The sequence below is a fragment of the Ancylobacter defluvii genome, assembly GCF_018390605.1.
Lineage (GTDB): Bacteria > Pseudomonadota > Alphaproteobacteria > Rhizobiales > Xanthobacteraceae > Ancylobacter > Ancylobacter defluvii.
On the sequence record NZ_JAHBGD010000024.1, the window covers coordinates 161,362 to 183,266 of the forward strand.

The 21,905-nt window shown below is 62.9% G+C and carries 21 protein-coding genes and 1 tRNA gene; 16 read left to right on the plus strand and 6 right to left on the minus strand.

Translation table 11 applies throughout. From position 1 onward, the window contains the following. Positions 1–56: 56 nt before the first annotated feature. The 3 genes from KHC24_RS17035 to KHC24_RS17045 all read left to right on the plus strand — a co-directional run bounded on the left by KHC24_RS17035 (position 57) and on the right by KHC24_RS17045 (position 2,491). Positions 57–743 (plus strand): glutathione S-transferase family protein, encoded by a 687-nt coding sequence (locus KHC24_RS17035; RefSeq protein WP_373878581.1) that lies wholly within the window; start codon positions 57–59, stop codon positions 741–743. 137 nt (positions 744–880) lie between these two features. After that, positions 881–1,192 (plus strand): hypothetical protein, encoded by a 312-nt coding sequence (locus KHC24_RS17040; protein ID WP_213364520.1) that lies wholly within the window; start codon positions 881–883, stop codon positions 1,190–1,192. A gap of 96 nt (positions 1,193–1,288) precedes the next feature. After that, complete coding sequence (locus KHC24_RS17045) at positions 1,289–2,491, plus strand: PQQ-dependent sugar dehydrogenase (protein WP_213364521.1); 1,203 nt, start codon at positions 1,289–1,291, stop codon at positions 2,489–2,491. Between the two features lie 13 nt (positions 2,492–2,504). Here KHC24_RS17045 and KHC24_RS17050 read toward each other — a convergent pair whose 3' ends face one another. From KHC24_RS17050 to KHC24_RS17060, 3 genes are all read right to left on the minus strand, one after another. After that, positions 2,505–2,867: a DMT family protein gene (locus KHC24_RS17050; protein WP_213364522.1), complete on the minus strand. Its 363-nt coding sequence runs from the start codon at positions 2,865–2,867 to the stop codon at positions 2,505–2,507. Between the two features lie 87 nt (positions 2,868–2,954). Next, positions 2,955–3,638, minus strand: a complete 684-nt coding sequence (locus KHC24_RS17055; RefSeq protein ID WP_213364523.1) for a Fe2+-dependent dioxygenase — start codon at positions 3,636–3,638, stop codon at positions 2,955–2,957. An 87-nt stretch (positions 3,639–3,725) separates the two neighbouring features. Continuing rightward, entirely contained in the window at positions 3,726–5,990 is a 2,265-nt protein-coding gene (locus KHC24_RS17060) for a TonB-dependent receptor (RefSeq protein WP_246547089.1), read from the minus strand. Positions 5,991–6,256: 266 nt separating this feature from the next. Here KHC24_RS17060 and KHC24_RS17065 point away from each other — a divergent pair, with 266 nt between their 5' ends. Then, positions 6,257–7,246: a tetratricopeptide repeat protein gene (locus tag KHC24_RS17065; RefSeq protein ID WP_213364524.1), complete on the plus strand. Its 990-nt coding sequence runs from the start codon at positions 6,257–6,259 to the stop codon at positions 7,244–7,246. A gap of 9 nt (positions 7,247–7,255) precedes the next feature. On the opposite strand, the gene KHC24_RS17070 is transcribed toward KHC24_RS17065, so the two are convergent. Beyond that, positions 7,256–7,648 carry a hypothetical protein gene (locus KHC24_RS17070; RefSeq protein WP_213364525.1) on the minus strand — a complete coding sequence of 131 codons (393 nt, stop codon included), beginning with the start codon at positions 7,646–7,648 and terminating at the stop codon, positions 7,256–7,258. Between the two features lie 231 nt (positions 7,649–7,879). Here KHC24_RS17070 and KHC24_RS17075 point away from each other — a divergent pair, with 231 nt between their 5' ends. After that, the gene (locus KHC24_RS17075) at positions 7,880–8,794 is read left to right on the plus strand and encodes a diacylglycerol/lipid kinase family protein (protein ID WP_213364526.1); all 915 of its coding nucleotides are present in this window, start codon (positions 7,880–7,882) and stop codon (positions 8,792–8,794) included. Here the strand turns inward: KHC24_RS17075 and KHC24_RS17080 are convergent. Then, entirely contained in the window at positions 8,773–9,507 is a 735-nt protein-coding gene (locus KHC24_RS17080; RefSeq protein WP_213364527.1) for an SIMPL domain-containing protein, read from the minus strand. The genes KHC24_RS17075 and KHC24_RS17080 overlap by 22 nt on opposite strands. A 188-nt stretch (positions 9,508–9,695) precedes the next feature. On the opposite strand from KHC24_RS17080, the gene KHC24_RS17085 reads away from it, so the two are divergent. From KHC24_RS17085 to KHC24_RS25135, 6 genes are all read left to right on the plus strand, one after another. After that, a tRNA-Ile gene (locus KHC24_RS17085) sits at positions 9,696–9,771 on the plus strand. A 189-nt stretch (positions 9,772–9,960) separates the two neighbouring features. Further along, positions 9,961–11,148 carry a tyrosine-type recombinase/integrase gene (locus tag KHC24_RS17090; RefSeq protein WP_213364528.1) on the plus strand — a complete coding sequence of 396 codons (1,188 nt, stop codon included), beginning with the start codon at positions 9,961–9,963 and terminating at the stop codon, positions 11,146–11,148. Positions 11,149–11,356: 208 nt separating this feature from the next. Then, entirely contained in the window at positions 11,357–13,408 is a 2,052-nt protein-coding gene (locus KHC24_RS17095) for a bifunctional DNA primase/polymerase (protein WP_213364529.1), read from the plus strand. A 336-nt stretch (positions 13,409–13,744) separates the two neighbouring features. Continuing rightward, a complete protein-coding gene (locus KHC24_RS17100) occupies positions 13,745–14,257 on the plus strand; it encodes a hypothetical protein (RefSeq protein ID WP_213364530.1) in 513 nt (170 codons plus the stop codon). Next, positions 14,241–16,007 carry a phage terminase large subunit family protein gene (locus KHC24_RS17105; RefSeq protein ID WP_213364531.1) on the plus strand — a complete coding sequence of 589 codons (1,767 nt, stop codon included), beginning with the start codon at positions 14,241–14,243 and terminating at the stop codon, positions 16,005–16,007. The genes KHC24_RS17100 and KHC24_RS17105 overlap by 17 nt, the downstream gene beginning before the upstream one ends. A 63-nt stretch (positions 16,008–16,070) precedes the next feature. Continuing rightward, a complete protein-coding gene (locus tag KHC24_RS25135; protein WP_271180600.1) occupies positions 16,071–16,730 on the plus strand; it encodes a DUF4145 domain-containing protein in 660 nt (219 codons plus the stop codon). 109 nt (positions 16,731–16,839) lie between these two features. Here the strand turns inward: KHC24_RS25135 and KHC24_RS17115 are convergent, their stop codons facing one another. Beyond that, entirely contained in the window at positions 16,840–17,040 is a 201-nt protein-coding gene (locus KHC24_RS17115) for a hypothetical protein (protein WP_213364532.1), read from the minus strand. Between the two features lie 458 nt (positions 17,041–17,498). On the opposite strand from KHC24_RS17115, the gene KHC24_RS17120 reads away from it, so the two are divergent. From KHC24_RS17120 to KHC24_RS17140, 5 genes are all read left to right on the plus strand, one after another. Beyond that, positions 17,499–18,050 carry a hypothetical protein gene (locus KHC24_RS17120; RefSeq protein ID WP_213364533.1) on the plus strand — a complete coding sequence of 184 codons (552 nt, stop codon included), beginning with the start codon at positions 17,499–17,501 and terminating at the stop codon, positions 18,048–18,050. Further along, on the plus strand, positions 18,043–19,398 hold the full coding sequence (locus KHC24_RS17125) for a phage portal protein (protein ID WP_213364534.1): 1,356 nt from the start codon (positions 18,043–18,045) through the stop codon (positions 19,396–19,398). The genes KHC24_RS17120 and KHC24_RS17125 overlap by 8 nt, the downstream gene beginning before the upstream one ends. A gap of 164 nt (positions 19,399–19,562) precedes the next feature. After that, the gene (locus KHC24_RS17130) at positions 19,563–21,269 is read left to right on the plus strand and encodes a prohead protease/major capsid protein fusion protein (RefSeq protein WP_213364535.1); all 1,707 of its coding nucleotides are present in this window, start codon (positions 19,563–19,565) and stop codon (positions 21,267–21,269) included. Then, positions 21,269–21,502: a gpW family head-tail joining protein gene (gene gpW / locus KHC24_RS17135; RefSeq protein WP_246547227.1), complete on the plus strand. Its 234-nt coding sequence runs from the start codon at positions 21,269–21,271 to the stop codon at positions 21,500–21,502. Before KHC24_RS17130 ends, gpW begins: the two co-directional genes overlap by 1 nt. Beyond that, a complete protein-coding gene (locus tag KHC24_RS17140) occupies positions 21,499–21,828 on the plus strand; it encodes a DUF2190 family protein (RefSeq protein WP_213364537.1) in 330 nt (109 codons plus the stop codon). The genes gpW and KHC24_RS17140 overlap by 4 nt, the downstream gene beginning before the upstream one ends. The last annotated feature ends 77 nt before the right edge of the window (positions 21,829–21,905 follow it).

The window sequence follows — 21,905 nt, forward strand, 5'->3', positions numbered from 1 at the left end:
CTAGTCGACCCCTTGCACGGCGGCAAGTCTTTCCCCACCTCACAACGCACCTATCGATGCGGTATGCTGCCGCGATCACCCCTCCCCTTCGCGGCATTCGGGAACCCGACGTGCTCAAGCTCCATGCGATGCAGAGTTCCGGCAATTGCTACAAGGTCCGGATGCTGCTCGCGCATCTGCGCATGCCCTTCGAGCTTGTCGATGTCGATCTCCTGCGCGGGGAGAACCGTACGCCGGAATTCCTGATGAAGAATCCGGAAGGACGCGTGCCGCTGCTGGAATTGCCGGGCGGGCGTTTCCTGCCGGAATCGAACGCCATCCTGTTCTTCCTCGCCGAGGGCACGGCTCTGCTGCCGGGCGACGCGCTGGCGCGCGCCCAGGTGCTGCGCTGGATGTTCTTCGAGCAGCACTCGCACGAGCCGGCCATCGCCGCCGCCCGCTTCTGGCTGAAGCTGGTGCGCGGCGGGCGCGAACTGCGCACCCACGACATCGACCGCTGGATGGAGGAAGGCTACCGGGCGCTGAAGGTGATGGACCGGCACCTGCAGCGCCGCAGCTTCTTCGTCGATTCGGCGTTCACCATCGCCGATATCGCGCTCTATGCGCATACCCATGTGGCCGAAGAGGGCGACTTCGATCTCTCCGCTTTTCCGGCGGTACGCCGGTGGCTGGCGCGGGTCGCGGCGCAGCCCGACCATGTCGACATGGAGTGGCGCCCGCAGCTCACCGAGATCGCCAGTTAACGCGCATTAACCTCCTGCCGCGAAATTGCCCCGAAATCGCGCGGCATCGCCCAAGTACCGTCGACGGCGAGCCGCGTTCACCATCGAAACTCTCTCCATCGCAACGGAATGCTCCGGCGCCGGATGAGGATTTCGCCATGCCGCACCACGATGTCGTCGCCGCCGCCGAGGTGAAGCACACTTCGGTCCGCCGCTTTCGCCGGGCGCTGATGGAAGCCGGCGTCGTGCTCACCCTGACGCTCGCCATCGTGGCGGTGCTGTGCATGTTCGGGCTGCAGGCGGCCTCGGCGATGGAAATCGGCGTGCTTGACGGCGTCGATCCCAGCGGGCGGCTCACCATCGGTGCCATGCTGCTTGCCGCCTTCGTCGCCCTGTGCGGCCTGTCGAGCTACATGCTGCGCAACACGCTGCAAACCGTCGAGCCGCGGCATCGGCGCCGCCAGGGCTGACCCGCCGTCCGAGGGCGCCGGTGACGCGGGTTTGACCGCGCCGGCGGCATGTTGTCGGCACCGGCCGTTGCCTGTGCCGCCCGCTCTGATCTAACGATGCGTAAGGTCGTCCGGCCGGAGAGCCAACCGGAGAGCATCGTGATCCGCCCCTTCCGCATCGTCGTCTTGTCTCTCACCCTCGCTTTGCTTGCGAACCCGGCGCCGGCACAGGATGCCGCGCCCGCCGGCATCCGCACCTCCGCCGGCACGATGAGCGTTGAAACCGTCGCCGGCGGCTTCGAGAACCCCTGGAGCCTCGCCTTCCTGCCGGATGGGCGCATGCTGGTGACGGAGCGGCCGGGCCGGCTGCGGATCGTAAACCGATCCGGCACCGTCTCGGCGCCGGTGGCCGGCATGCCGCCGGTCTATGCCAACGGCCAGGGCGGGCTGCTCGACATCGTGCCGGCGCCGGATTTCGAGACCAGCCGGCTGATCTATTTCTCCTACGCCGAACCGCGCGAGGGCAGCTCGGGCACCAGCGTCGCCCGGGCGAAGCTCAGCGAGAATGGCGGCGGCGCCCGGCTGGAGAACCTCGAGGTGATCTTCCGCCAGCAGCCGGCCGCCGGCGGCTCCAGCCATTACGGCTCGCGCCTCGCCTTCGGCCGCGACGGCACGCTGTTCGTCACCCTCGGCGACCGCTATTCGCTGCGCGGCGAGGTGCAGAAGCTGTCGACCCATATCGGCAAGATCGTGCGCATCAACCCCGACGGCTCGACGCCGGCCGACAACCCCTTCGCCAAGACGGCGAATGCGCGGCCGGAGATCTGGAGCCTCGGCCACCGCAACGTGCAGGGCGCGGCCATCGACCCGCAAACCGGCCGGCTGTGGACGGTCGAGCACGGTGCGCGCGGCGGCGACGAGCTCAACCACCCCGAGGCCGGCATGAATTACGGCTGGCCGGTGATCACCTATGGCCGCGACTATTCCGGGCTGGCGATCGGCGAAGGCACCGCCAAGCCGGGCATGGAACAGCCGGTGAAATATTGGGATCCCTCCATCTCCCCGGCCGGGCTCGCCTTCTATACCGGCAACCTCATTCCAGGCTGGAAGGGCGATCTGTTCACCGGCGGCCTCTCGGGCACCCGCCTGGTGCGGCTGCGGCTCGATCCCTCCCGCGAGCGGGTGGTCGAGGAGGAAGCGCTGCTCACCGAGCGCGGCGAGCGCATCCGCGATGTGCGGCAGGGGCCGGACGGGGCGCTGTGGCTGCTCACCGACGATCCCGGCGAGGGGCGGCTGCTGCGCCTCGCGCCGGGAGAGTGACCGGCCGCCTCGCCTACCACTTCTGGAAGATGAACCACGCCCCCAGCGCGATGAAGGCAAAGCCGATGGCGTGGTTCCAGCCGAGCGGCTCCTTCAGCCAGAACACCGAGAAGCCGGCGAACACGATGAGGGTGATGACCTCCTGCATGGTCTTGAGCTCGGCGGTCGCGTACACGGCCGAGCCGATGCGATTGGCCGGCACGGCGAGGCAATACTCGAAGAAGGCGATGCCCCAGCTGGCCAGCACGGCGATGAATAGCGGCGCCGACTTGTGCTTGAGATGGCCGTACCAGGCGAAGGTCATGAAGATGTTGGAAGCAGTGAGCAGCAGGAGCGGCAGCAGCGCGGGGGGAAACAATGAGGTGAGCGCGGGCATGAATATCTCTCGCGGGAGGAACCGGCGAGAGATAGCGCCCACCACCATGGCGTCAATGCGTCCGTCGCCGCGGAGCGGCCGGACGCCTCACATCTCGACCCATTGCCGAAGCAGGTTGTGATAGACGTTGGTCAGCGACAGCACCGCCGGGGAATCGATCGGCACCGCCTCGCGGGTCTGCACGATGGCGACGTCGAGATCGTAGAGCAGTGCGCGGCGACCGTCGTCCTTGATCATAGACTGGCTCCAGAAGAAGCTCGACCAGCGGCTGCCGCGGGTGATCTGTTTCACCGCGTGGAGACTGCTCGCCGGATAGACCACCATGTGGCCGGCCGGCAGCTTCACCTCCTGGCCGCCGAACGTGTCCTCGATCACCAGTTCGCCGCCGTCATAATCCTCGGGATCGGTGAGGAAGAGGGTGCTGGAAACGTCCGCCCGCATGCGCGCGCCGGTGCCGGGAATGGCGCGGATGGCGCTGTCGACATGCGCGCCGAACTCCATGCCGACATCGTAGCGATTGAACATCGGCGGCAGCACCCGCAGCGGCATGGCGGCGGAATTGAACACCGGGTTGCGGCCGAGCGCCCGCAGGATGAGATCGCCGAGCTCGCGCGCCTCGGCGGAATCCTCGGGGATCTGCAAATTTTTCTTGGCCATGGCCGCCTGCGCGCCGGCGGTGGCGCGGCCGTCGACCCAGCGCGAGGCCTCCAGCACGCGGCGGCAATGGGCGACCTCCTCGCGGGTCAGCACGTCGGGGATGGTCACGAGCATGGGGCGCATCCGAATGAAAAGAGGGGGAAAGCAGGCGTCGCCTGCCCTCCCCCGAAAGTGAGACGGTCGATTTGATACGGAGGTCGCTCAGAAAGTCGCGCCCACCGTGAACACCACGGCGCGGCCGGTGCCGACCACGGCGCGATTGTTGAAGCCCGCCACGTAGTTGAGCTCGTCCGTCAGATTGTAGCCGTTGACGGCGAAGCGGTAGTTGCCCTGCTTGTAGGAAACCAGCGCGTCGAGCGAGAAGGTCTCCGGAACCCAGGAAGTGTTGGCGGTGTTAGTGTAGTAACCGTCGGTATAGCTGATGCCACCGCCGACCAGCAGTTCACCCGGGATCTGGGTGAACCAGTGCTTGGCAACATCGTAGGTCGTCCAGATAGAGGCCGAGTTGCGAGGCGCGTAGTTCACCTCGTTGCCGATGTTCGATGCCGTGGGCGAGTAGGTGATTTCACTGTCGAGATAGGTGTAGGCCGCCTGCACCGTCCAGGCGTCGGTCAGGTTGCCGGTCGCTCCAAGCTCGACACCCTGAACGCGCTGCTTGTCGCCCGTCTGATCGAACAGCTGCGTCGCGTCATTAAAGTAATACGCATTACCCTTGATGGTGCGGAACAAGGCACCCGTTAGCCCGAGCTTTCCGTCGAGCAGCGAGAACTTGGCACCGATCTCTGCGGTCTCGTTCGATTCCGGCTCAAGAGCCGACGTCGCGCTCAGCGGGTTCGGGGTAACCGCGACGTTGCCACCCGGCGGCGTGTAGGACTTGCCCCACGAAACGTAATAGGTCTGCTCCTTGGTCGGCTCCCAAATCAGCGAGAGGCTCGGGCTGAAGAAGCTGGAGTGCGAATCGTAGTCCGTCCAGCCGGGAACATTAGGCGCGGGCCGCTTACCACCCGTGCTCGAGGTTTCGTAGTTGATGTTGTAGTTGTCGAAACGACCAGCGGCGAGCAGCGAGACCGTATCGACGAACCAGAAGCGATCCGAGGCAAAGATCGCCGAATTGGTCGCCTGGGAGCGGCGCAGATTCAGGCCGCTGTCGTAAACATAGAAGCTGTTGGAATTATAGAAGGACGGATCGGCGACGGTGCCGACGGTCTTCGTGGAGGGAACATTGGTGAAATAGCTGCGGGCGTCGTTCTGGAAGAAGAGATCGACGCCGGCTACGAATTGATTTCGGAACCCTCCGATGTTGAAATCGGCGATGGCGGTGGTGATGTTCTGGCCGCCATAAGTCTCCTGATCGAAGCCCGCCGGGCCACCGAGAGTATACGGCACGTTCGGATTGCCGTTGACAACAAAGTTGCCGCAGGTGATGGCGGCACAGGATGCCGCCGACTGGGTATAGTAGCGGTTGTAATAAGCTAACCGACTGTCGTTAGTGATGGTCAGCCACTCGTTCACCTCGTTGCGATACTTGGCGGTGAACATGGTGACGTCGTAATTATCCTTGTCGGTCTCCTTGCCATAGTAGTTGGAGCGCGACACGCCGGGATATTCCGTCACCGGCAGGGAAACGCCGGTGCTGCGGGTGGCAAACGGCACGCCCATGTCGGTCTGGCCGTCGCCATCCTGATAGAAGATGTTCAGGTGCAGCGTCTGGTCGGTACCGAGACCGAAGCCGACCGCACCTAGGAAGCCGTAGCGATCCTTGTACATGTAGTCGCGATCGACCAGATCCTGCTCGGTATACATGCCAACGAAACGCACGGCGGTGGTGTCGTCGATCTGTTTGTTGACGTCGCCCACCACGCGGTAGAGCGGACCATTGCCGATCTGCCCCTCGAAATCATACTTGTCGCCGAGATGGGCCTCCTTCTGGGTGATATTGATCGCACCACCAGTGGTACCCATACCGAAATTCTCGGACGACGAACCCTTGAACACTTCTACAGACTCAAAAGCGAAGCTGTCGCGGGTATAAGAGCCGAAGTCGCGCAGACCATCGACATAGATGTCGCCATTGGCCTGGAAGCCGCGGATGCGGAACTGATCGCCGTTCATGCCGCCATTGCCCTCGCCGGACGAGGCGGTGACGCCGGGAACGTTGCGCAGCGCCTGTTCGAGCGTAGTGACGCCCTGCTGCTGCATCGTCTCCTGCGAGATGACGGTAATCGTCTGCGGGGTGTCCTGAATGGTTCCCGGAATGCGCGATATGCCGGTGGTCGCCTCCAGCGCGTTAGCCGGTGCGTTGTCGCCCGCGACGGTGACGGTGGGCAGCTCTTCCGTCGAGCTCGGAGTGGAGGCGGCCTGCTGGGCCTGCGCATCCATCAACGGCATCGCCGACATCGTCATCGCCAGACCGGTGGTCAAGGCGGCACCGGATACCGATGGCCTTAGCGTCTTCATCTTCGTCATTCGTCCAACCCCTGGTGAGCACGTCAACATCAGTCGATAAAGGAAGAGTCTAACTCAGTTCAAACTCTATGTTTTTTAGGAATTCAAAAGTCTATCCCGCCTGTAATGCCAGACCGATCCTTGTTTTTAATTGTTAAAAATTGAATCAAAGTCCAACTCCTTGCCATTACATAATTCAATGCCCTATTTCCGTCTCAATCTGAACGCCTGAACGCCACTGTTGCCCCAACGACACATGGCGGTTCATTTGTGGATCGTGATCGCGCATGGCCGATGAATGGATCTCCCTTGCGGCGCTGAAGCGCATGGGTGCCGACGAACTGAAGGCCCGCATCGCCGAAGGTCCGCAGGCCGCCGCCCGCTGGGTGCAGGCCGGAGCGCTGAACGGTCTCATCAATGCCCAGCTCGCCTGGGGACGGATGCTGCTCGACGGCACCGGCACGGCGCGCGATGCCGAGGCCGGCCTGCGCTGGTTCAGCAGCGCCGCCGCCGCCGGCAGTGCCGAAGGCATCAACATGGTGGGGCGCTGCCATGAGCATGGCTGGGGCACGCCCGTCGACCCGGCGCAGGCGGTGGAATTCTATCGCCGGGCCGCGCAGATGAACGATGCCTGGGCGCAGTTCAATCTCGCCGGGCTGCTGCTGGCCGGCAATGGTGCGCCGCTGGATCGCCGGCAGGCGCTCGTTCTCTATGCCCGTGCCGCCCGTTCCGGGCATGCCAAGGCCGCCACCATGATCGGCCGCTACCTCGAGAATGGCTGGGACCGGCCGGCACGACCTCAGGCAGCCCTGCGCTGGTATCGTCGCGGCGCCCAGGGCGGCGACTATCGCGGCCAGTTCGATTATGGTCGCCTGCTGCTCGCCAGCGGCCGGACCGAAGAAGGCCTCGTCTGGATGGGTCGCAGCATCGAGAGCGCGGTGCCGGCGTTCTGCCGGCTCGCCGGCGCGGGGTTGCGCGCCAGCACGGATCCGGCCATCGGGCAGCTGGCGCTACACGCGCTCCGGCGCGCCAGCGAGAGCGGCACGGCGCAAGACCTGCGCGCCTACGCCTCCGCCCTCGCCGAGGGGGTGGGCGGTCAAGCGCAGCCGGAAGCAGCGAGGAGCACCTTCGCGCAGGCACGCATAATCGAGGAGCGCGACAGGCTCGTCCAGGAAGCGGCCATGCAACCAGATGCCGGCGGCCGGGCAGCGACCGCCGCAACAAGGGGGCCCCGGCTGTCGCGGGCAATCCGCGCATGGCTCGGCCGCTGGTCCTAGCGCGAAGCCTCAGTGCCGGCTCTCTGCCCAGGCGCGAAATTCGCGCAGCAGATTGGCGAAATCCCAGAAGGCGGCGCCCAGAAAAAGGGCGGCGACCAAAGCCAGCACCGTCGCGGTGCCCTGGGAGAAGTCGATCGGGCCGCGGGCGAAATCATAGGCGCTGAAGGCACCGAATAGCATCACGACACCGGCGATGATCAGATAGGCGACGCGGTCGAGCCGGCTGGCCGCCAGCGCCAGCAGCAGCGCGACAACGATGCCGATCGCCGCCGCCCACAGGAATCCCAATGAGAACAGCGTTGCCGTCCAGCGCCCGACGACGAAGGACAGATAGGCAAGCGCCGCGAGCACCAGAAACCCCGCCCGCAGCCGAACCATGGATTGTCCGCTGATCCGCGTCATTGCCGGCCGCTCCCCGCCTTGCCATGCTGGCAGCCTAATCGGACGTCCTCATCCGCGTCGAGCATGCACTTGCAACAAATTTTCCGACATTGCAGCCTCATACGTCCCGCCATCGCGCGCCAAACGCGACCGGTGGAACCCATCCGCCTCGCCGCCGTTGCCGCTCCGTCCGAAGCTGATACGCCTGCCCCCGCCCTTCCCCGACTCTTGCCCTCATTGCCGAGCCACATCATGCGTCACGTTCTCGTCCTGCTGAACGCCAAGGCGGGCACCCTGCAGAATCGCGACGGCGAAGCCGTGCGCCAGGAGGTTGCCGAACGGCTCGCTCGCGACGGGCGCAAGGTGGAGGTGTATCTGCTCAACGGCGAGGCATTGGTGCGCGCCATCCGCGCCAGTGGGCGCGGCCCGCACGACACGGTGATCGTCGGCGGCGGCGACGGCAGCGTCAGCCTGGCGGCGCGCTGCCACGAACACTCCGGCAAGGCGCTCGGTATCCTGCCGCTGGGCACCATGAACCTGCTGGCGCACGACATCGGCATGCCGACCGACATCGGCGCCGCGCTCGATGCGCTCGATACCGCCCGGTCGATACGCGTCGACATGGGCACGCTGAACGGGCGGCGGTTTCACACCATCTCCGGCTTCGGCTTCTTCAGCCAGATGGCGCGGGCGCGGGAAACCGCGCGTCGCTGGGGGCTTGGCCGCTTCTTCGCGGTGCCGATCGCCGCCTTCCTCGCCCTTCGACGCACCGGCCGCATTCATATCGACGTCGAGGTGGATGGGCACAGCCGGCACTTCGCGGCGTTCTCGGCGCTGGTCACCGTCAACCGCTTCACCGGGCCGGGCTGGCGCCGCGGGCGGCTCGACGAGGACCTGCTCGAAGTGCACATCGTCGAGGATCGGGGGGCGCTTGCCAAATTGAAGGCAGGCGCCGACCTGATGACCGATAGCTGGCGCGGCAATCCCGGCATCGTCAGCCTCTCCGGCCACGACATCGTCATCAGCCGCGGCGGGCGCAAGCGTACCTGGGTCTCGACCGATGGCGAACTGACCCGCGAACGCCTGCCGCTCCACTACCGTGTGGTGCCGCAGGCGCTGGAACTGCTGGTGCCGGACGCCGCGCCTCAGCGCGGCTCGATCTCGTAGGTCACGGAGACACTGGCCTGGATCTCGGCCTCCCCGGCCTCGACGGACACCGAATCGGCCTTCATCAGCATCGGCGCCGCCATGGCCCGCCCCATCGGACGCACGCCGCCATTGCCGGTAACGGTGACGATGCGCACCAGCCGTACGCCGCTTGCCAGGGCGATCAGTTCGGCCTGGTGACGGGCATCCTCCACCGCAGCGACCCGCGCCTTGTCTTCCAGCTTGGCGGGTTCGGCGATGTCGAAGGCAATGCCGCCGATCTGGTTGGCGCCGGAGGTCACCATCTTGTCGAGCAGGTCGCCGAGACGCGCAAGGTCACGCAGTCGCACCGACACGGTGTTCTGCACCTGGTAGCCGGTGACACGCGGCGGCTCGGTGGAATCCTTCTTCGGCGGCGCATATTGCGGCTGTACCGAGAAGCCGGAGGTAGCGATGTCGCGCGCCTCGATTCCGGCCCCCTTGAGCGCAGCGATCATCTCGGCCACCGCCATGCTGTTGGCGTCGAGCGCCTCGCGCGCCGTCTTGCCATCGCTGACCACGCCGGTGGAAAAGCGCGCCATGTCGGGGATGGCGGTGGCGCGGCCCTCGCCGGTGACGGTGAGCGTCGGCCGCCGGGGGGCGCTGGAGGCCTCCTGTGCCGCGAGGGACGACAGGCCACCGATCAGGCTGGCGGAGACGAGGGTGGCGGCAAGAGCGGCCTTGGCGAGTTTCATAGTGCGCATTCCCTGAAACAGGATGGTGTCGCGCCGACGCAGCGGCAGCCGATGCAAACCACCTTCCAATGGCGGCGGCAATACGGCGGTGGACGATGCCGGCGGGGTGACGTGCCAAGTGTTGGCGAGACGGCGGGTATTTGCTAGCGTTCGGCCACTTCCGCCGGAGCGGCCCTGCTCTCCGCGGCGGGCCTGTAGCTCAATGGTTAGAGCCGGCCGCTCATAACGGTCTGGTTGCAGGTTCAAGTCCTGCCGGGCCCACCAACACCTTGATTTCGTTCGATTTGGCGCCGACTGTACCAACAGCGATACCGTAGAAATTCGTTTTAAATCAAACTCGTAGCTCGACAGAACACTTTGTGCGCCCCCATGCATCCCAGTGCATCCCCGCCTTGTGTTGGTACGGAACGTTGGTACGGTTCCGGCCATACCAACACTCGGGGTACCAACGAAATGGCACTGACAGACGTAAAGTGCAGGGGAACTAAGCCAACCGAGAAGACTCAGAAGCTGTCGGACGGCGGCGGGCTTTTCCTTCAGGTGAACCCCAACGGCAGCAAACTATGGCGGTGCGCTTATCGTTGGGACGGAAAACAGCGACTCGCGGCCTTCGGGCGATACCCTGAGGCATCGCTAGCGGATGCACGACAGAAGCGAGCCGACCTCAAAGCCTTGTTGGCATCCGGCATCGACCCGTCAAAGGCAACCACCCCTCTGCCCGTTGAGCACCCCTTCAAGCAGGTGACCGAGCTTTGGTTCAAAGCGAACGAAGCAAGGTGGGAACCGTCCTACAGCACTCGCCTTTGGGCTCGCCTGCGGGATGACGCGATTCCCGATCTTGGCGAGAAGGATGTGAAGGCGATCACGCCACAGGAGGTGCTCGCCACCCTCCGCAAGATCGAGGAACGCAACGCGATCGAAATGGCAAAGCGAGTCCGCTTCGCAATCAGTTCGGTTTTCAAATATGCGATCGCGGAGGGCTGGTGCAGCCTCGATCCGACCACCAGCTTGGCGTCGGCTTTGAAGGCTGCGCCGGAGCCCAAGCGACGCGCGGCGCTGAACGCGAAGGAACTGCCAACCTTCCTCGCCCGCCTATCGCACTATCCGGGCAGGCAAACGGCACTGGCATTGAAGCTGGTGGCACACACCTTTGTGCGTTCAGCCGAGATCCGGTTTGCGACATGGGACGAGTTCGACGGCGAAACCTGGAACATTCCCGGCTCGCGCATGAAGATGGGTCTCGACCATCTGGTGCCGCTCACCACACAGGCGAAGGGCATTCTTGCTGAACTCAAAGAGATTGCTGCCGGCTCGAAATGGGTCCTGCCCGGCGAGCGTGGATACAAGCCAATCTCCGAAAATACTTTAATATATAGCCTATACCGTATGGGCCATCACAGCCGCGCGACCATTCACGGATTCCGCGCGACCGCCTCCACTATTCTCAACGAATCCGGTTTGTTCCGCCCCGACGTTATTGAGCGTCAACTTGCCCATGTACCTCAGAACGAGGTTCGCGCCGCCTATAATCGCGCCCTATACATCAAGGAGCGGCGGGAAATGATGGCGTGGTACAGTGATTATATCGACGCCGCGGAGCGCGAGGGGATGAAGCACGACCTAACCGAGCTGCTTGAGTGACGCGCCACACCAAGTGAAAATGGAGACGCATGGGGACGTACGCAAATAGTCACAGGATGACTAGAATGCATTTTCAAAAATTATGTGAAATTACAGACGCTTGTCGCAAGCGCATCTGCAAGGTATATTACTTGCGGTGCCCCTAAAACGAGATGAGGGCACTCCGGGTGGCTCCGGAATGCCCTCTGATCCTTGAAAGGATGCTCGCTTGCCCAGTCAATATACTTCAGCAGCCCATGCGCTGCAAGCGTCAGATTATGATCTCACTGACCTGCTGGCGCCAGAGACGGGCAGCATTGTCTCACTCGACAATAGATCGCTCGCGCTGCGTCTCGCGGCCGGAGGGAAGCCAGTCTTTCCTTGCGGGCCTGACAAGCGCCCCCTCACCCCTCGCAGTTTTCACGATGCCTCGACCGATGTCAGTCGCATTGGGCATTGGTGGCGCGATCATCCGCAAGCCTTGGTTGGGTTGCCGACTGGTGAGCCGAGCGGCCTCGCCGTGCTCGACCTTGACCGCCATCGGGCAGAGCAGGACGGCATAGCCGCCATTCGCGCGCTTGGTTTCGTTCCGACCGATCTATCGCCCGTGTCAGTCACGACACCATCGGGCGGGCTTCACCTCTATTTTCAGCACCGCAACGGGCTGACATGCAGTGCCCGTCACCTACCCGATGGTGTCGATATTCGAGCGGAAGGCGGCTATGTCATCGCCCCCGGCACGCTGCTGCCCGATGGGTGTCGCTATGGCACAGCGAACACCTTGGACAAACTACCACCCTTCCCTCCCGCTTTAGCGCCTCCCGTTCGCGCCAAATCCGATCCTCACGACCTTTCGGACTTGCTTGCCCCATCTCCGGATTGGGACACGGTGCGCGGTGCCCTCTCAGCCATCCCGCCCGATGTCGATTATTGCGACTGGTTCAACATCGGGATGGCACTCCATAGCGCTTGCGGCGGCCTCCCTGAGGGGCTCGACGTTTGGGATGCCTGGTCCAAGGGCGGCACCAAATACAAGGGCCCCCGTGAGCTGGCCTCCAAATGGAGAAGCTTCACTGCCTGGGGCGGCATCGGCCTTGGTACGCTCTTTCACCTCGCCAGCGCTTACGGCTGGAGCGATCGGCCGGAATGGGGAGCCGATGATTTCGAGGACCTGCAGCCCCTCGCCTCTCGGCTGAAGCTTCTCACGCCTGCCGACTGCAAGTCCGCTCCCTCGCGAGGCTACATCATCAAGGGCATGCTCGCCCCGCGCGATGTCGGATGCATCTTCGGTCAACCGGGCGCCGGGAAGTCGCTGCTCGCCCCTCACCTCGCCTACGCCGTCGCACAGGGGCGCGAGGCTTTCGGCCTGCGCACCCGACAGGGCGGCGCCTTCTACGTCGCTGCGGAGGACGCGCACGGCATGCTGGGCAGGGTAAGAGCCCTGGAGATGGCACATAACGACGCGCCGCAATTCAAAGTGGTTGACGGGGTTTGCGACTTGCTCGCGGACGGCTCGCCCGATCTGGCGGATTTGGTGAACCTGGTGCGGGAGCATCGTCCCGCCTTAATCGTCATCGACACGCTTGCCATGGCGTTCCCCGGCCTTGAAGAAAACGACGCCAAGGGCATGGGGCGCGTCGTCGCCGTTGCACGCAAGCTGACTCAGTGGGGCGCCGCCGTGCTGCTGATCCATCACGACACCAAGGCCGAAGGTGCCACGCCGCGAGGCCATAGCCTGCTGAATGGTGCTCTCGACATGGCGTTGTGGGTGAAGCGCGACGAAGAGGGTATCATCCGGGGGCGCCTCACCAAGAATCGCAACGGCACCTGTGATCGTGACATAGCCTTCCGCATTGAGACGGAAGACGGCGGGCAGGATGACGATGGGGACGCTGTGACATGGCCACGCTGCGGCGAGCTTGTCGGCCCCCCCGCACGAAAGGAAAAAGCTCTGCCGCGGGGAGCGCAAGCCGCGCTCCATATCCTGCGGGATATGGAGCAGCCTGTGACCGAGGCGACGTGGAGACAGGCATGCATCGACGGTCGCAGAATGTCGCCGTCCGAGGATAGGAAGTCTCGCATCACAGCATTTCGCCGCGCCGTGGGTGAGCTGATCCAACGTGGTTCAATCCGCTTCGAGAACGGCTTCTATTGGGAAGATGATGGATTTGATCCTATCGCAGCTCGGCAGGGCGACAGACAGCGACAAAGCGGCGACATGTCGCCAAATGTCGCTACGGGCACAGGCGAGACCGGCGACAGACAGCGACACACCCCTTAAGGGGTGTCGCCATGTCGCCGTCGCTGCCATCCATGGATTAGATTTAAATCCAATTGGAGTTGCGTCGGGTGAGTTGGGACGTATCGCAATTCGTAACGAGAGACGTTCCTCGCCCTCATAGCTGGGGTGCCGCACCTCACCAGCACTAGCTTGCTTCATCCCATCCGTTGCTTCGATCCTATCGCAGTTCGCCGTCACAAGCGGCGGGAGCGCCGTTACGCCCTGTCCCTGCACGGGTCCCTCCCTACCCCGACCCATCGCGGGGACGCTGACCCCCGAAAGAACGCGCTTGACAATATTTTTGAAATATGAATTGCCATGTGATAAGTTGTCGACATGGATGAATTCGATCTAAGTGACATCCTGGCCGATGATAGGCCTCCAGCCATTCCCGCTATTCTCGATACGTCGAGCATGGCGCGCCTCCTAGACATAACCGCAGAGCGTGTTCGGATGCTTGCGAAAGACGGTGTGCTCATCAAAACTGATCGCGGCCGTTTCGACACGCAGGCTTCACTTCAGAACTACATTCGGAGGTTGCGCGAGTCCGCCGCTCGTGCGGGCCGCCCATCACAGGGCGGCGACGCTCTGAAGGCTGAGCGGCTTCGCCTCACCAGTGCGCAGGCGGAGGCGCAGGAAGCCAAGAATGCCGTCTTGCTGGGCGAGCTGGTGCCCGCCGCCGACGTGGAAGCCAAATGGGCAGAAATCCTGACCGACGTGCGGGCGGCGATACTGGCCGTTCCCGGCCGGATTGCAGGACGGATGAACCTCTCGGCGACCGATATCACCGCGATAGACGCCGAGATTCGGCTCGCTTTGACAGAGGCGGGCAATGCCGACCCTGCTTGATATCGAGCGCGCCGCACGCCGCGCCTTGATCCCTCCGCCAAAGCTCGATTTGCCGACGTGGATCGAAGCGAACGTGCGCCTCCCCTCCTCAGTCTCGGCGGTACCTGGCGCACTGCGCCTCAGCCCTGTACAGTGGGGAATAGCGGAAGCCATCGGCGATCCGTCTATCGAACGCGTGACGTTGGTGAAGCCTGTCCGCCTTGGGCTTACGACCCTGATCACGTCGACCGTCGCCAGCTACATCGCAAACGAGCCCTCGCCCATCCTCGCGCTGCTGCCGACCGAGTCCGACTGTCGCGACTATGTTGTAAGCGATATCGAGCCCATCTTCGATGCCTCACCGGAACTGCGCGGGCTCCTCAGTGGCGATGTTGATGAGACCGGTCGCTCAACCCTTCTGTCCCGCAAGTTTCCGGGTGGATCGCTCAAGATCGTTGCAGCTAAGTCGCCCCGCAATCTGCGGCGTCACAATGTGCGGATTCTGCTGATCGACGAAGCCGACGCGATGGAGTCCGGTCCCGAGGGCTCGCCCATCACGCTCGCCGAGCGGCGCACGCTGTCGTTTCCCAATCGCAAGATCATCATGGGCTCGACGCCCATCTATGAGGAAGCGAGCCACGTTCTGCGCGCCTATCGGGAGTCGGATCAGCGCATTTTCGAGGTGTGCTGCCCGTCGTGCGGCGCGTTTCAGCAAATCCTATGGCGGCATATCCAGTGGCCGGAAGGCGAACCCGAGCGCGCGTATTTCATCTGCGAGGCGCATGGGTGCATCGTCGAAGAGCGTCAGAAAGGCGAGATGGTTGCCAAGGGCCGTTGGCGCGCCATGCGTCCCGAGTTGAAGGGACATGCCGGCTTTCGCTGCAACGTACTTGTCAGCACCCTTGCCAACGCCAGTTGGGGCAAGATCGCGCGGGAATTCCTCACCGCGAAGCGCAACGTCGACCAGCTTCAGACCTGGACGAACACACTCCTAGCCGAGGGTTGGCGCGAAGCCGCCGAGGAAGTCGACGAGTCTGCACTCGCCTCGCGCGTCGAGCCGTTCGGCCTGGCGGCGATGCCGGCCGATGTGCTGATCGTGACGGCGGGTGTCGACGTGCAGCGCGACCGGCTGGAAATCGTCTTCATCGGGCACGGGCGGGACGAGCTTTTCATTCTCGGCAATGCCGTCATCTGGGGCTTGCCGGAAGACGACCCCACCTGGGCCGAACTCGATGAACTGTTGAAATCAACATGGCAGCACCCGAACGGCGGCACGCTGCGAGTTGACGCGGCGGCTGTTGATGCCGGTGACGGCGCGACCATGGATCGGGTGCTTTCGTTTTGTCAGCCGCGCTTCGGCCGGCGCGTGGTCGCCATCAAGGGCGCGAGCGGGAACCGGCCGGCAATCGCGGCGAGCGCGACGAAAGGCTCCCGGCTTTTCATCGTCGGCGTGGACGGTGAAAAATCGCGGCTGTTGGCACGCCTCAGCCGCGCACAGGGCATCCGATTCAGCCGCGACCTTGAGCCACGCTATTTCGAGGAAATAGCTTCCGAGCGCGTTGTGGTGCGCTATACGCGTGGCGTTCCGAACCGCCTGTGGGAGCGCAAGCCCGGTCTGCGCGCGGAATGTCTCGACGCGACCGTGTACGCCATTGCGGTGCGCGGGTTGCTTCACATGAACCTAGAGCGGCGCACCGAGGAATTGGCGAGCGCGGCAGCACCCGCACCGCGTTTACCAAACGTGATTAAGTCAGCATGGTTGAATCGGTGAGTGAACGCAATCAACCTCGGGCACATGAGATTCTGAGCTAATGATTCGTCGCAGGAGGATGGCGTGCCGTTGGATCCGATCCTAGTTAACCGCTTCAATGAATTGAAAAAAGAGGCGGATAATATTGAGGCCTCGAAGATAGTAGACCAAAGCGAATACATACCAAAATATGCCATCAACGGAAATAGACTGTTGACTTGGAGAGTAAAGGTTAGAAATTTGATTTCAATTGCTTGCGGTCAAAAATCAGAACATTATATTCAATTTCTTGAAGAAGAAAAACCAGATTCGTTTAGTAATTATCATGATATATTCCTCAGATTAAGGGCTGTATTTTCGGCTGCGAAGGAAGATTTTGAAGGAGGTTACTTAATTACCTTGAAAAATCTAATTCAAGCAGAGGTTTTTAGTACAGAGTTAGATCAAGCTCGCGAGCTTTTGGAAAGCGGGTATCTCACTCCGGCGGCTGTAGTCGCGGGTGTCGTTCTTGAAACAAAACTTCGACAGCTATGCTCCAGTAGAGGTATACCTGAAGGAAAACTTGACAGAATGAATGCCGATCTAGCTAAATCTGGCCTGTATACGCTACTGGTTCAAAAACGAATTACAGCCTTGGCCGACATTCGTAACAATGCGGCACACGGTCAACCAGACAAATTTAATGAATCCGACGTTCAAGATTTTATATCTTACGTAGAGAGATTTTCAGCCGATTATACTTAAGCTCTGCAACGATTATGCGGCGAGTTGGCGTGAGGGAGATGGAGCCAATCAGAACCGCTCCCCACGTTCGGCGCCGGGGCGACTTCCATCCCCGGTGCGTACGGGCTGATTACGCACCCACAGCGCAATCTGACACAAGACGCTCGGCAGCAGCCTGGATAAAACCGATTTCAATGCCGGTTATTTGCGAATCCGCGACCATTCTCTTGATAGCGTTGAGAAACAGGATGGGATTCTGCTCCGCCTGCATTTCCTGCAAGAGAGCGGCGAAAGCCTTCCGACCAACCTCACATTGTTCTGAATAATTCATCGCATCGTCTCCATATCTGGCGATGCGCATATGCAACCAATATTCGAGTATTTCGTCAAATCACAAAAATTGCAATTTAAATGTGACATTCAATTTAAATTGTGACATTCAGTCGATAAAATGCGCAAACGAAGCCTCTAAATTGGAAGTCGTTATTTTTATTCTGTTCGCTTTCATCCAGTACGCAAGCAATATTGCCGCCTGAGTGAAGTCATACCCGGCACGATGGAACGCATCGACCGCCTCGCGAGCTTTCCGAACTTGGTTCGGCGTCATCCCTCTGACCCTAAAGAGACGGGCGGCGCCAGAGGCAACCGCCCGTAAGTTTCAAGGAGTTGAACCAACATCGCGATCACTCGATGCCAGCATCACCCTTGTATCAGATTGGAATTGATAATTCTAATGGAATTGATAATTCCAATCTGATATCATCCGATCCATAATGGAGGCTCGGATTGATGGCCAGCTTTACCCTGCGCGAATTCAGTGACGTCATTAGCCGCGCCGAGGCGCGTCGGAACCTGAAGAAGCTGGATAACCAGTTCAAGGGCCTCGCCGCTCGTGGCCTTCTGACTCAGGCCAGCGCGTATTTTGGTCCGCGGGGAGCCCTGCTCTTTCCCGAAATTGAGTGCTATCGCGCGCGACTGCTAATTGCCCTTATCGAGGCCGGTGGCATCGCCTCGGATGACCTCGCCCAGTTCAACGTCGCGGTGGGCAGGTCGCTGCCGATGGTGGTCGCCTCGCTTGGCGAGGCAAGCCCGCCGTTTTGGCTCATGGCGGTGGACCGGATCCGCGATCCTGAGACCGATGAGGTACGCGCCAGCTATCCACACTGGATTCGCGACGACAGGCCGCTCGGCAGCCTTCACACAGACCTGCTGCAGCCCGATCCCGAGGGCTTCACGCTCGACACAATTGGCCCCATCGAGATGGTGCAGACTGTGCCGGTGACGCGCTTGCTGCTCCCCCTCTGGCGGCAGTTTCGTAAGCATGAGACCGCTCATGCTTGAACGTGCTCGCGCCAAACTGGCGCAGTGGATTGCTCCTGAGCACACCCGGAAGTTCGACGGAGCGTCGCAGGGACGCCGAACGTTCGGCGCCGGCACATTCGGTCGGGTGAACAGCGAAGTCGGCGCAGCGGGACAGGCCCTTGCGGCACGTTCCGCTTACCTCGCGGCGAACAATCCTCTGATCGCCAACGCGGTCGGGAACATCGTCGGCGAAGCAGTCGGCAGCGGCATCCGCCCTTCATCGGACCTGGTGGCAGAATTCGACGCCTGGTCCGATCATGCCGATGCGGACGGCCGAACCGACTTCTACGGGCTGCAGACGATCATCTGCACCGATGTCGTGGTGCGCGGCGAGTCCTTCGTTCTCTTGAGCAACGACGAGTCCGGTCTCACGCTTCGCGTGCTCGACGTCGAGCAAGTCGACCGTAGCTTGACGCGCGACCTTGGCAACGGTGCCCAGATTGTGCAGGGCATCGAATTCGACACCAGCGGCAACCGTGTCGCCTATCACATCTCGCCTGCCCGGCTCACCGATACGTTCGCTTCCTGGGCACCGCCCGTTCGCGTCGACGCTGCCGACGTGCAGCATATCTTCCGGCCATTGTTTCCCGGACAGGTGCGTGGGGTGCCGTGGACCGCTCCCATCATTCTGTCGGCTGGCGAACTCGACAAGCTCAGCGACGCGCTGCTCATGGGCGCCAGTGTCGCGGCGATGTTCTGTGGTGTCGTCACCGACCAGAACGACTTGTCTAGCGGCGAAGACCCGTTCGGCGGTGAAGCCCAGCCCTCGCTGGAACCTGGCACCCTGATCCGCCTGAAAGGTGGCCAGTCCGTCACCTTCGCCACGCCGCAGCAATCCCAAGCCGTCGCCGAACTGCTGAAGGTGCAGATACGCCAACTCGCCGCAGGGATGGGCTTGCCCGCCTTCATGGTCGACGGCGATCTGACTGGCGCCAACTATTCCAGCCTGCGCGCCGGCCTTCTGCCGTTCCGCCGCCGGATCGAAGCTTTCCAGTATCACTGCTTGGTGCCGCAGCTTCTCGCGCCCGTGTGGCGCCGCTGGCTGGCGACCGAAGGTGACGCCGACGCATCGGCGCGCGTCGAATGGATCATGCCCAAGCCGTTGCAGGTTGATCCTCAGAAAGACGTTGAAGCCGATTTGGCCGAACTGAATGCCGGCCTTGCCAGCCGTCGCCAGAAGGTCGCGGCGCGTGGCTGGAACGCCGAACAGCTTGACGCCGAGATTGCCGCCGACCGTGCGCGGGAAAAGCGCCTTGGGCTGACCTTCGGCGCCTCCCCGCCATCGCAGAAGCCCGAAACTCCCACTCGAAGCGGAGTCGACGAATGAGAGCCGAACCGAATGCGCGCGGACGATCCCTGAAGCCGGCTGTGCGTCGCCAGCGGGATGACGTCAGCATTGAACCCGGCGCCATAGTTGATCGCCCGTTGGAGGCTCGCACGGAACGATACCGTGCAGCGTCCGCCCGCCCGTCGAGCTGGTCCGACGAGACCATGACTTTCGAGGCTGTTGCCGCCACCAGCACCGCCGGGGTTCGCCGTCGTGATGGGCGCAGCACCTATGTCGAAGTGCTTGACGTCGCGAGCGTGGATACCGCCGCCTTGGTCGATCTGCCCGTGCTCGACAATCACCGCCGCGCCTCCGGTCGCGATGTTGTCGGCATCGTGCAGCGCGCCCGCATCGAAGGCGACTCGCTGATCGTCACGGTGCGCATGAGCCAAGCCGATGATGCCCGCCCGCTGGTGCAGCGCGCCAAGGATGGGCTGTTGAGCCTGTCCATTGGTTACACCGAAGCCGGCCGCACCGAGTCCGTCGTGAACGGTGAGCGCGTGCGCACCGTAACCCCTGCAATCTTTGAAGTTTCCCTAGTCGCAGTCCCGGCTGATCGGGCTGCCCGAGTCAGGAGTGGCGCTATGCCCGATATCGAAGAAATTGAAGACCGGGCGCCGCTGGTGCCCGAAATGCCGGAAGCCGATCAGGCACGCATCCGCAGCATCGGCGAGCTTGCGGACCTGCCGCCGTCGTTTGCCGAAGGGCAGATTTCGACCGGCGCGACGATCGAGGGAGCCCGCGCCGCCGCGCGTGCCGAGATGATCCGCCGTTCCGAAGGCACTCGCACCATCCGCGCGACCGTCTCGCAGCCCGATCCGGGCGTGCAGCTCCGCGCCATGGGCGATGCTCTCGACGCGCGCGTGAACGGCACCGCTCCCAGCGAAGCCGGCCGCCCGTTCATCGGCGCCAGCCTGCGCGACCTGGCAACGGAATGCCTTCACGCTCGCGGCGTCTCGACGCGCGGCATGAACCCGGATGCGCTGTTCCGTGCGGCGCACACCACGTCGGACTTCCCGCACCTCCTGCAGGGAGTCGGCGCCCGCACGCTGCTGGCGTCCTACACCGCCGCCGCGTCCCCGCTGAGGCAGGTTGCGCGGCAGGGCTCGCGGGCGGACTTCCGTCCCGGCTCGACGCTGAAGCTCGGCGAGCTGTCCGCCCTGTCCAAGGTGACGGAGTCGGGCGAGGTGAAAGCCGTCTCCCGTTCGGAAGCGGCCGAGTCCTATGTGCTCGACACCTATGCGGGCATGTTCTCGATCACCCGCAAGGCGCTGATCAACGACGATTTGAACGCCTTCGCAGATTGGTCCCGTGCGGCCGGGCAGGCTGCTGCTGCGACTGAGGCGGGTGTGCTCTGGTCCCTGCTGTCGCAGGCGAGCGGCGCCGGTCCCGTCATGAACGAAGACTCCAAGCGCCTCTTCCATGCTGATCACGGCAACCTGCTCACGGGTGCCGCGCTCGACGTGGACTCGCTCAGCGGGGCGCGGCTCGCGCTGCGCACCATGAAGGGGCTCGACGGAAAGACGGTGATCACCGTGACGCCGCGCTATCTCGTGGTCGGTCCCGAACTGGAGACCGTCGCCGAACAGGTGCTCGCCGCGATCACCGCCACCACGGTTGCCGACGTGAATCCCTTCGCCGGCAAGCTGACGCTGCTGGTGGAGCCGCGCATCACCGATGATGCCTGGTACATCTTCGGCGATCCGGCGACGGCCCCCGTGCTGGAATACTCCTACCTGTCGAGCGCGCCGGGTCCGCAGATGGCGAGCCGCGAGGGTTGGGACGTTCTCTCGACCGAATATCGCGTGGTGCTCGACTTCGGCGCCGGTGCCGTCGACTGGCGCGGTGCTGTTCGGAATCCGGGTGAGTGATGCAGACCACTGATGAACTTCTTGCAGAAGCCCGGACTGCCTATCACCGACTTCAGATCGGTGAGAGTGCCGTCGAGGTTCGCGACAGCGACGGTTCGAGCATCCGTTACACAGCGGCGAACGCAAACATGCTTGTCCGCTACATCAAGTCGCTCGAAGCTGCTCTAGAGCATCGCATCGGCGGCCCCTCCTCAATCATCCGATTCCAAACGTCGAAAGGACTCGACCGATGAAGAACTATGTCCAGAGGGGCGAAACCCTCACCTTCCCTGCCCCTGCCGCCGTCGTTTCCGGTGAGATCGTGATTGCCGGCTCGATCATCGGCGTTGCCGCCGGTGGCGCTGCCAGCGGCGCAGATGTCGACGTCGACGTGACGGGCGTATTCACCCTACCCAAGGTCGCGGCGCTCGCTGTCACGCTCGGCGCTACTGTCTATTGGGACGCGGCGAACAAACTCGTCACCACCACCGCCAGCGGCAACACCAAGCTGGGCTATGCCGTCGCCGCAGTCGGCAATCCGAGCGCCACCGTCAACGTGCGGCTGGTGCCTGTCGTCTAACGACTGCGCTTCGAGCGCAATCAAGCAACTTCAGAGGCCCCGGATAGGCGTGGAACATCTCCGGAGCCTCAATCTCA

What these genes read in the sequence shown, in the direction of transcription:
- KHC24_RS17035 (WP_373878581.1), top strand. Translation starts at nt 57, where the DNA reads ATGCGGTATGCTGCCGCGATCACCCCTCCCCTTCGCGGCATTCGGGAA.
- KHC24_RS17040 (WP_213364520.1), top strand. Translation starts at nt 881, where the DNA reads ATGCCGCACCACGATGTCGTCGCCGCCGCCGAGGTGAAGCACACTTCG.
- KHC24_RS17045 (WP_213364521.1), top strand. Translation starts at nt 1,289, where the DNA reads ATGCGTAAGGTCGTCCGGCCGGAGAGCCAACCGGAGAGCATCGTGATC.
- KHC24_RS17050 (WP_213364522.1), bottom strand. Translation starts at nt 2,867, where the DNA reads ATGCCCGCGCTCACCTCATTGTTTCCCCCCGCGCTGCTGCCGCTCCTG.
- KHC24_RS17055 (WP_213364523.1), bottom strand. Translation starts at nt 3,638, where the DNA reads ATGCTCGTGACCATCCCCGACGTGCTGACCCGCGAGGAGGTCGCCCAT.
- KHC24_RS17060 (WP_246547089.1), bottom strand. Translation starts at nt 5,990, where the DNA reads ATGACGAAGATGAAGACGCTAAGGCCATCGGTATCCGGTGCCGCCTTG.
- KHC24_RS17065 (WP_213364524.1), top strand. Translation starts at nt 6,257, where the DNA reads ATGGCCGATGAATGGATCTCCCTTGCGGCGCTGAAGCGCATGGGTGCC.
- KHC24_RS17070 (WP_213364525.1), bottom strand. Translation starts at nt 7,648, where the DNA reads ATGACGCGGATCAGCGGACAATCCATGGTTCGGCTGCGGGCGGGGTTT.
- KHC24_RS17075 (WP_213364526.1), top strand. Translation starts at nt 7,880, where the DNA reads ATGCGTCACGTTCTCGTCCTGCTGAACGCCAAGGCGGGCACCCTGCAG.
- KHC24_RS17080 (WP_213364527.1), bottom strand. Translation starts at nt 9,507, where the DNA reads ATGAAACTCGCCAAGGCCGCTCTTGCCGCCACCCTCGTCTCCGCCAGC.
- KHC24_RS17090 (WP_213364528.1), top strand. Translation starts at nt 9,961, where the DNA reads ATGGCACTGACAGACGTAAAGTGCAGGGGAACTAAGCCAACCGAGAAG.
- KHC24_RS17100 (WP_213364530.1), top strand. Translation starts at nt 13,745, where the DNA reads ATGGATGAATTCGATCTAAGTGACATCCTGGCCGATGATAGGCCTCCA.
- KHC24_RS17105 (WP_213364531.1), top strand. Translation starts at nt 14,241, where the DNA reads ATGCCGACCCTGCTTGATATCGAGCGCGCCGCACGCCGCGCCTTGATC.
- KHC24_RS17115 (WP_213364532.1), bottom strand. Translation starts at nt 17,040, where the DNA reads ATGAATTATTCAGAACAATGTGAGGTTGGTCGGAAGGCTTTCGCCGCT.
- KHC24_RS17120 (WP_213364533.1), top strand. Translation starts at nt 17,499, where the DNA reads ATGGCCAGCTTTACCCTGCGCGAATTCAGTGACGTCATTAGCCGCGCC.
- KHC24_RS17125 (WP_213364534.1), top strand. Translation starts at nt 18,043, where the DNA reads ATGCTTGAACGTGCTCGCGCCAAACTGGCGCAGTGGATTGCTCCTGAG.
- KHC24_RS17130 (WP_213364535.1), top strand. Translation starts at nt 19,563, where the DNA reads ATGACTTTCGAGGCTGTTGCCGCCACCAGCACCGCCGGGGTTCGCCGT.
- gpW (WP_246547227.1), top strand. Translation starts at nt 21,269, where the DNA reads ATGCAGACCACTGATGAACTTCTTGCAGAAGCCCGGACTGCCTATCAC.
- KHC24_RS17140 (WP_213364537.1), top strand. Translation starts at nt 21,499, where the DNA reads ATGAAGAACTATGTCCAGAGGGGCGAAACCCTCACCTTCCCTGCCCCT.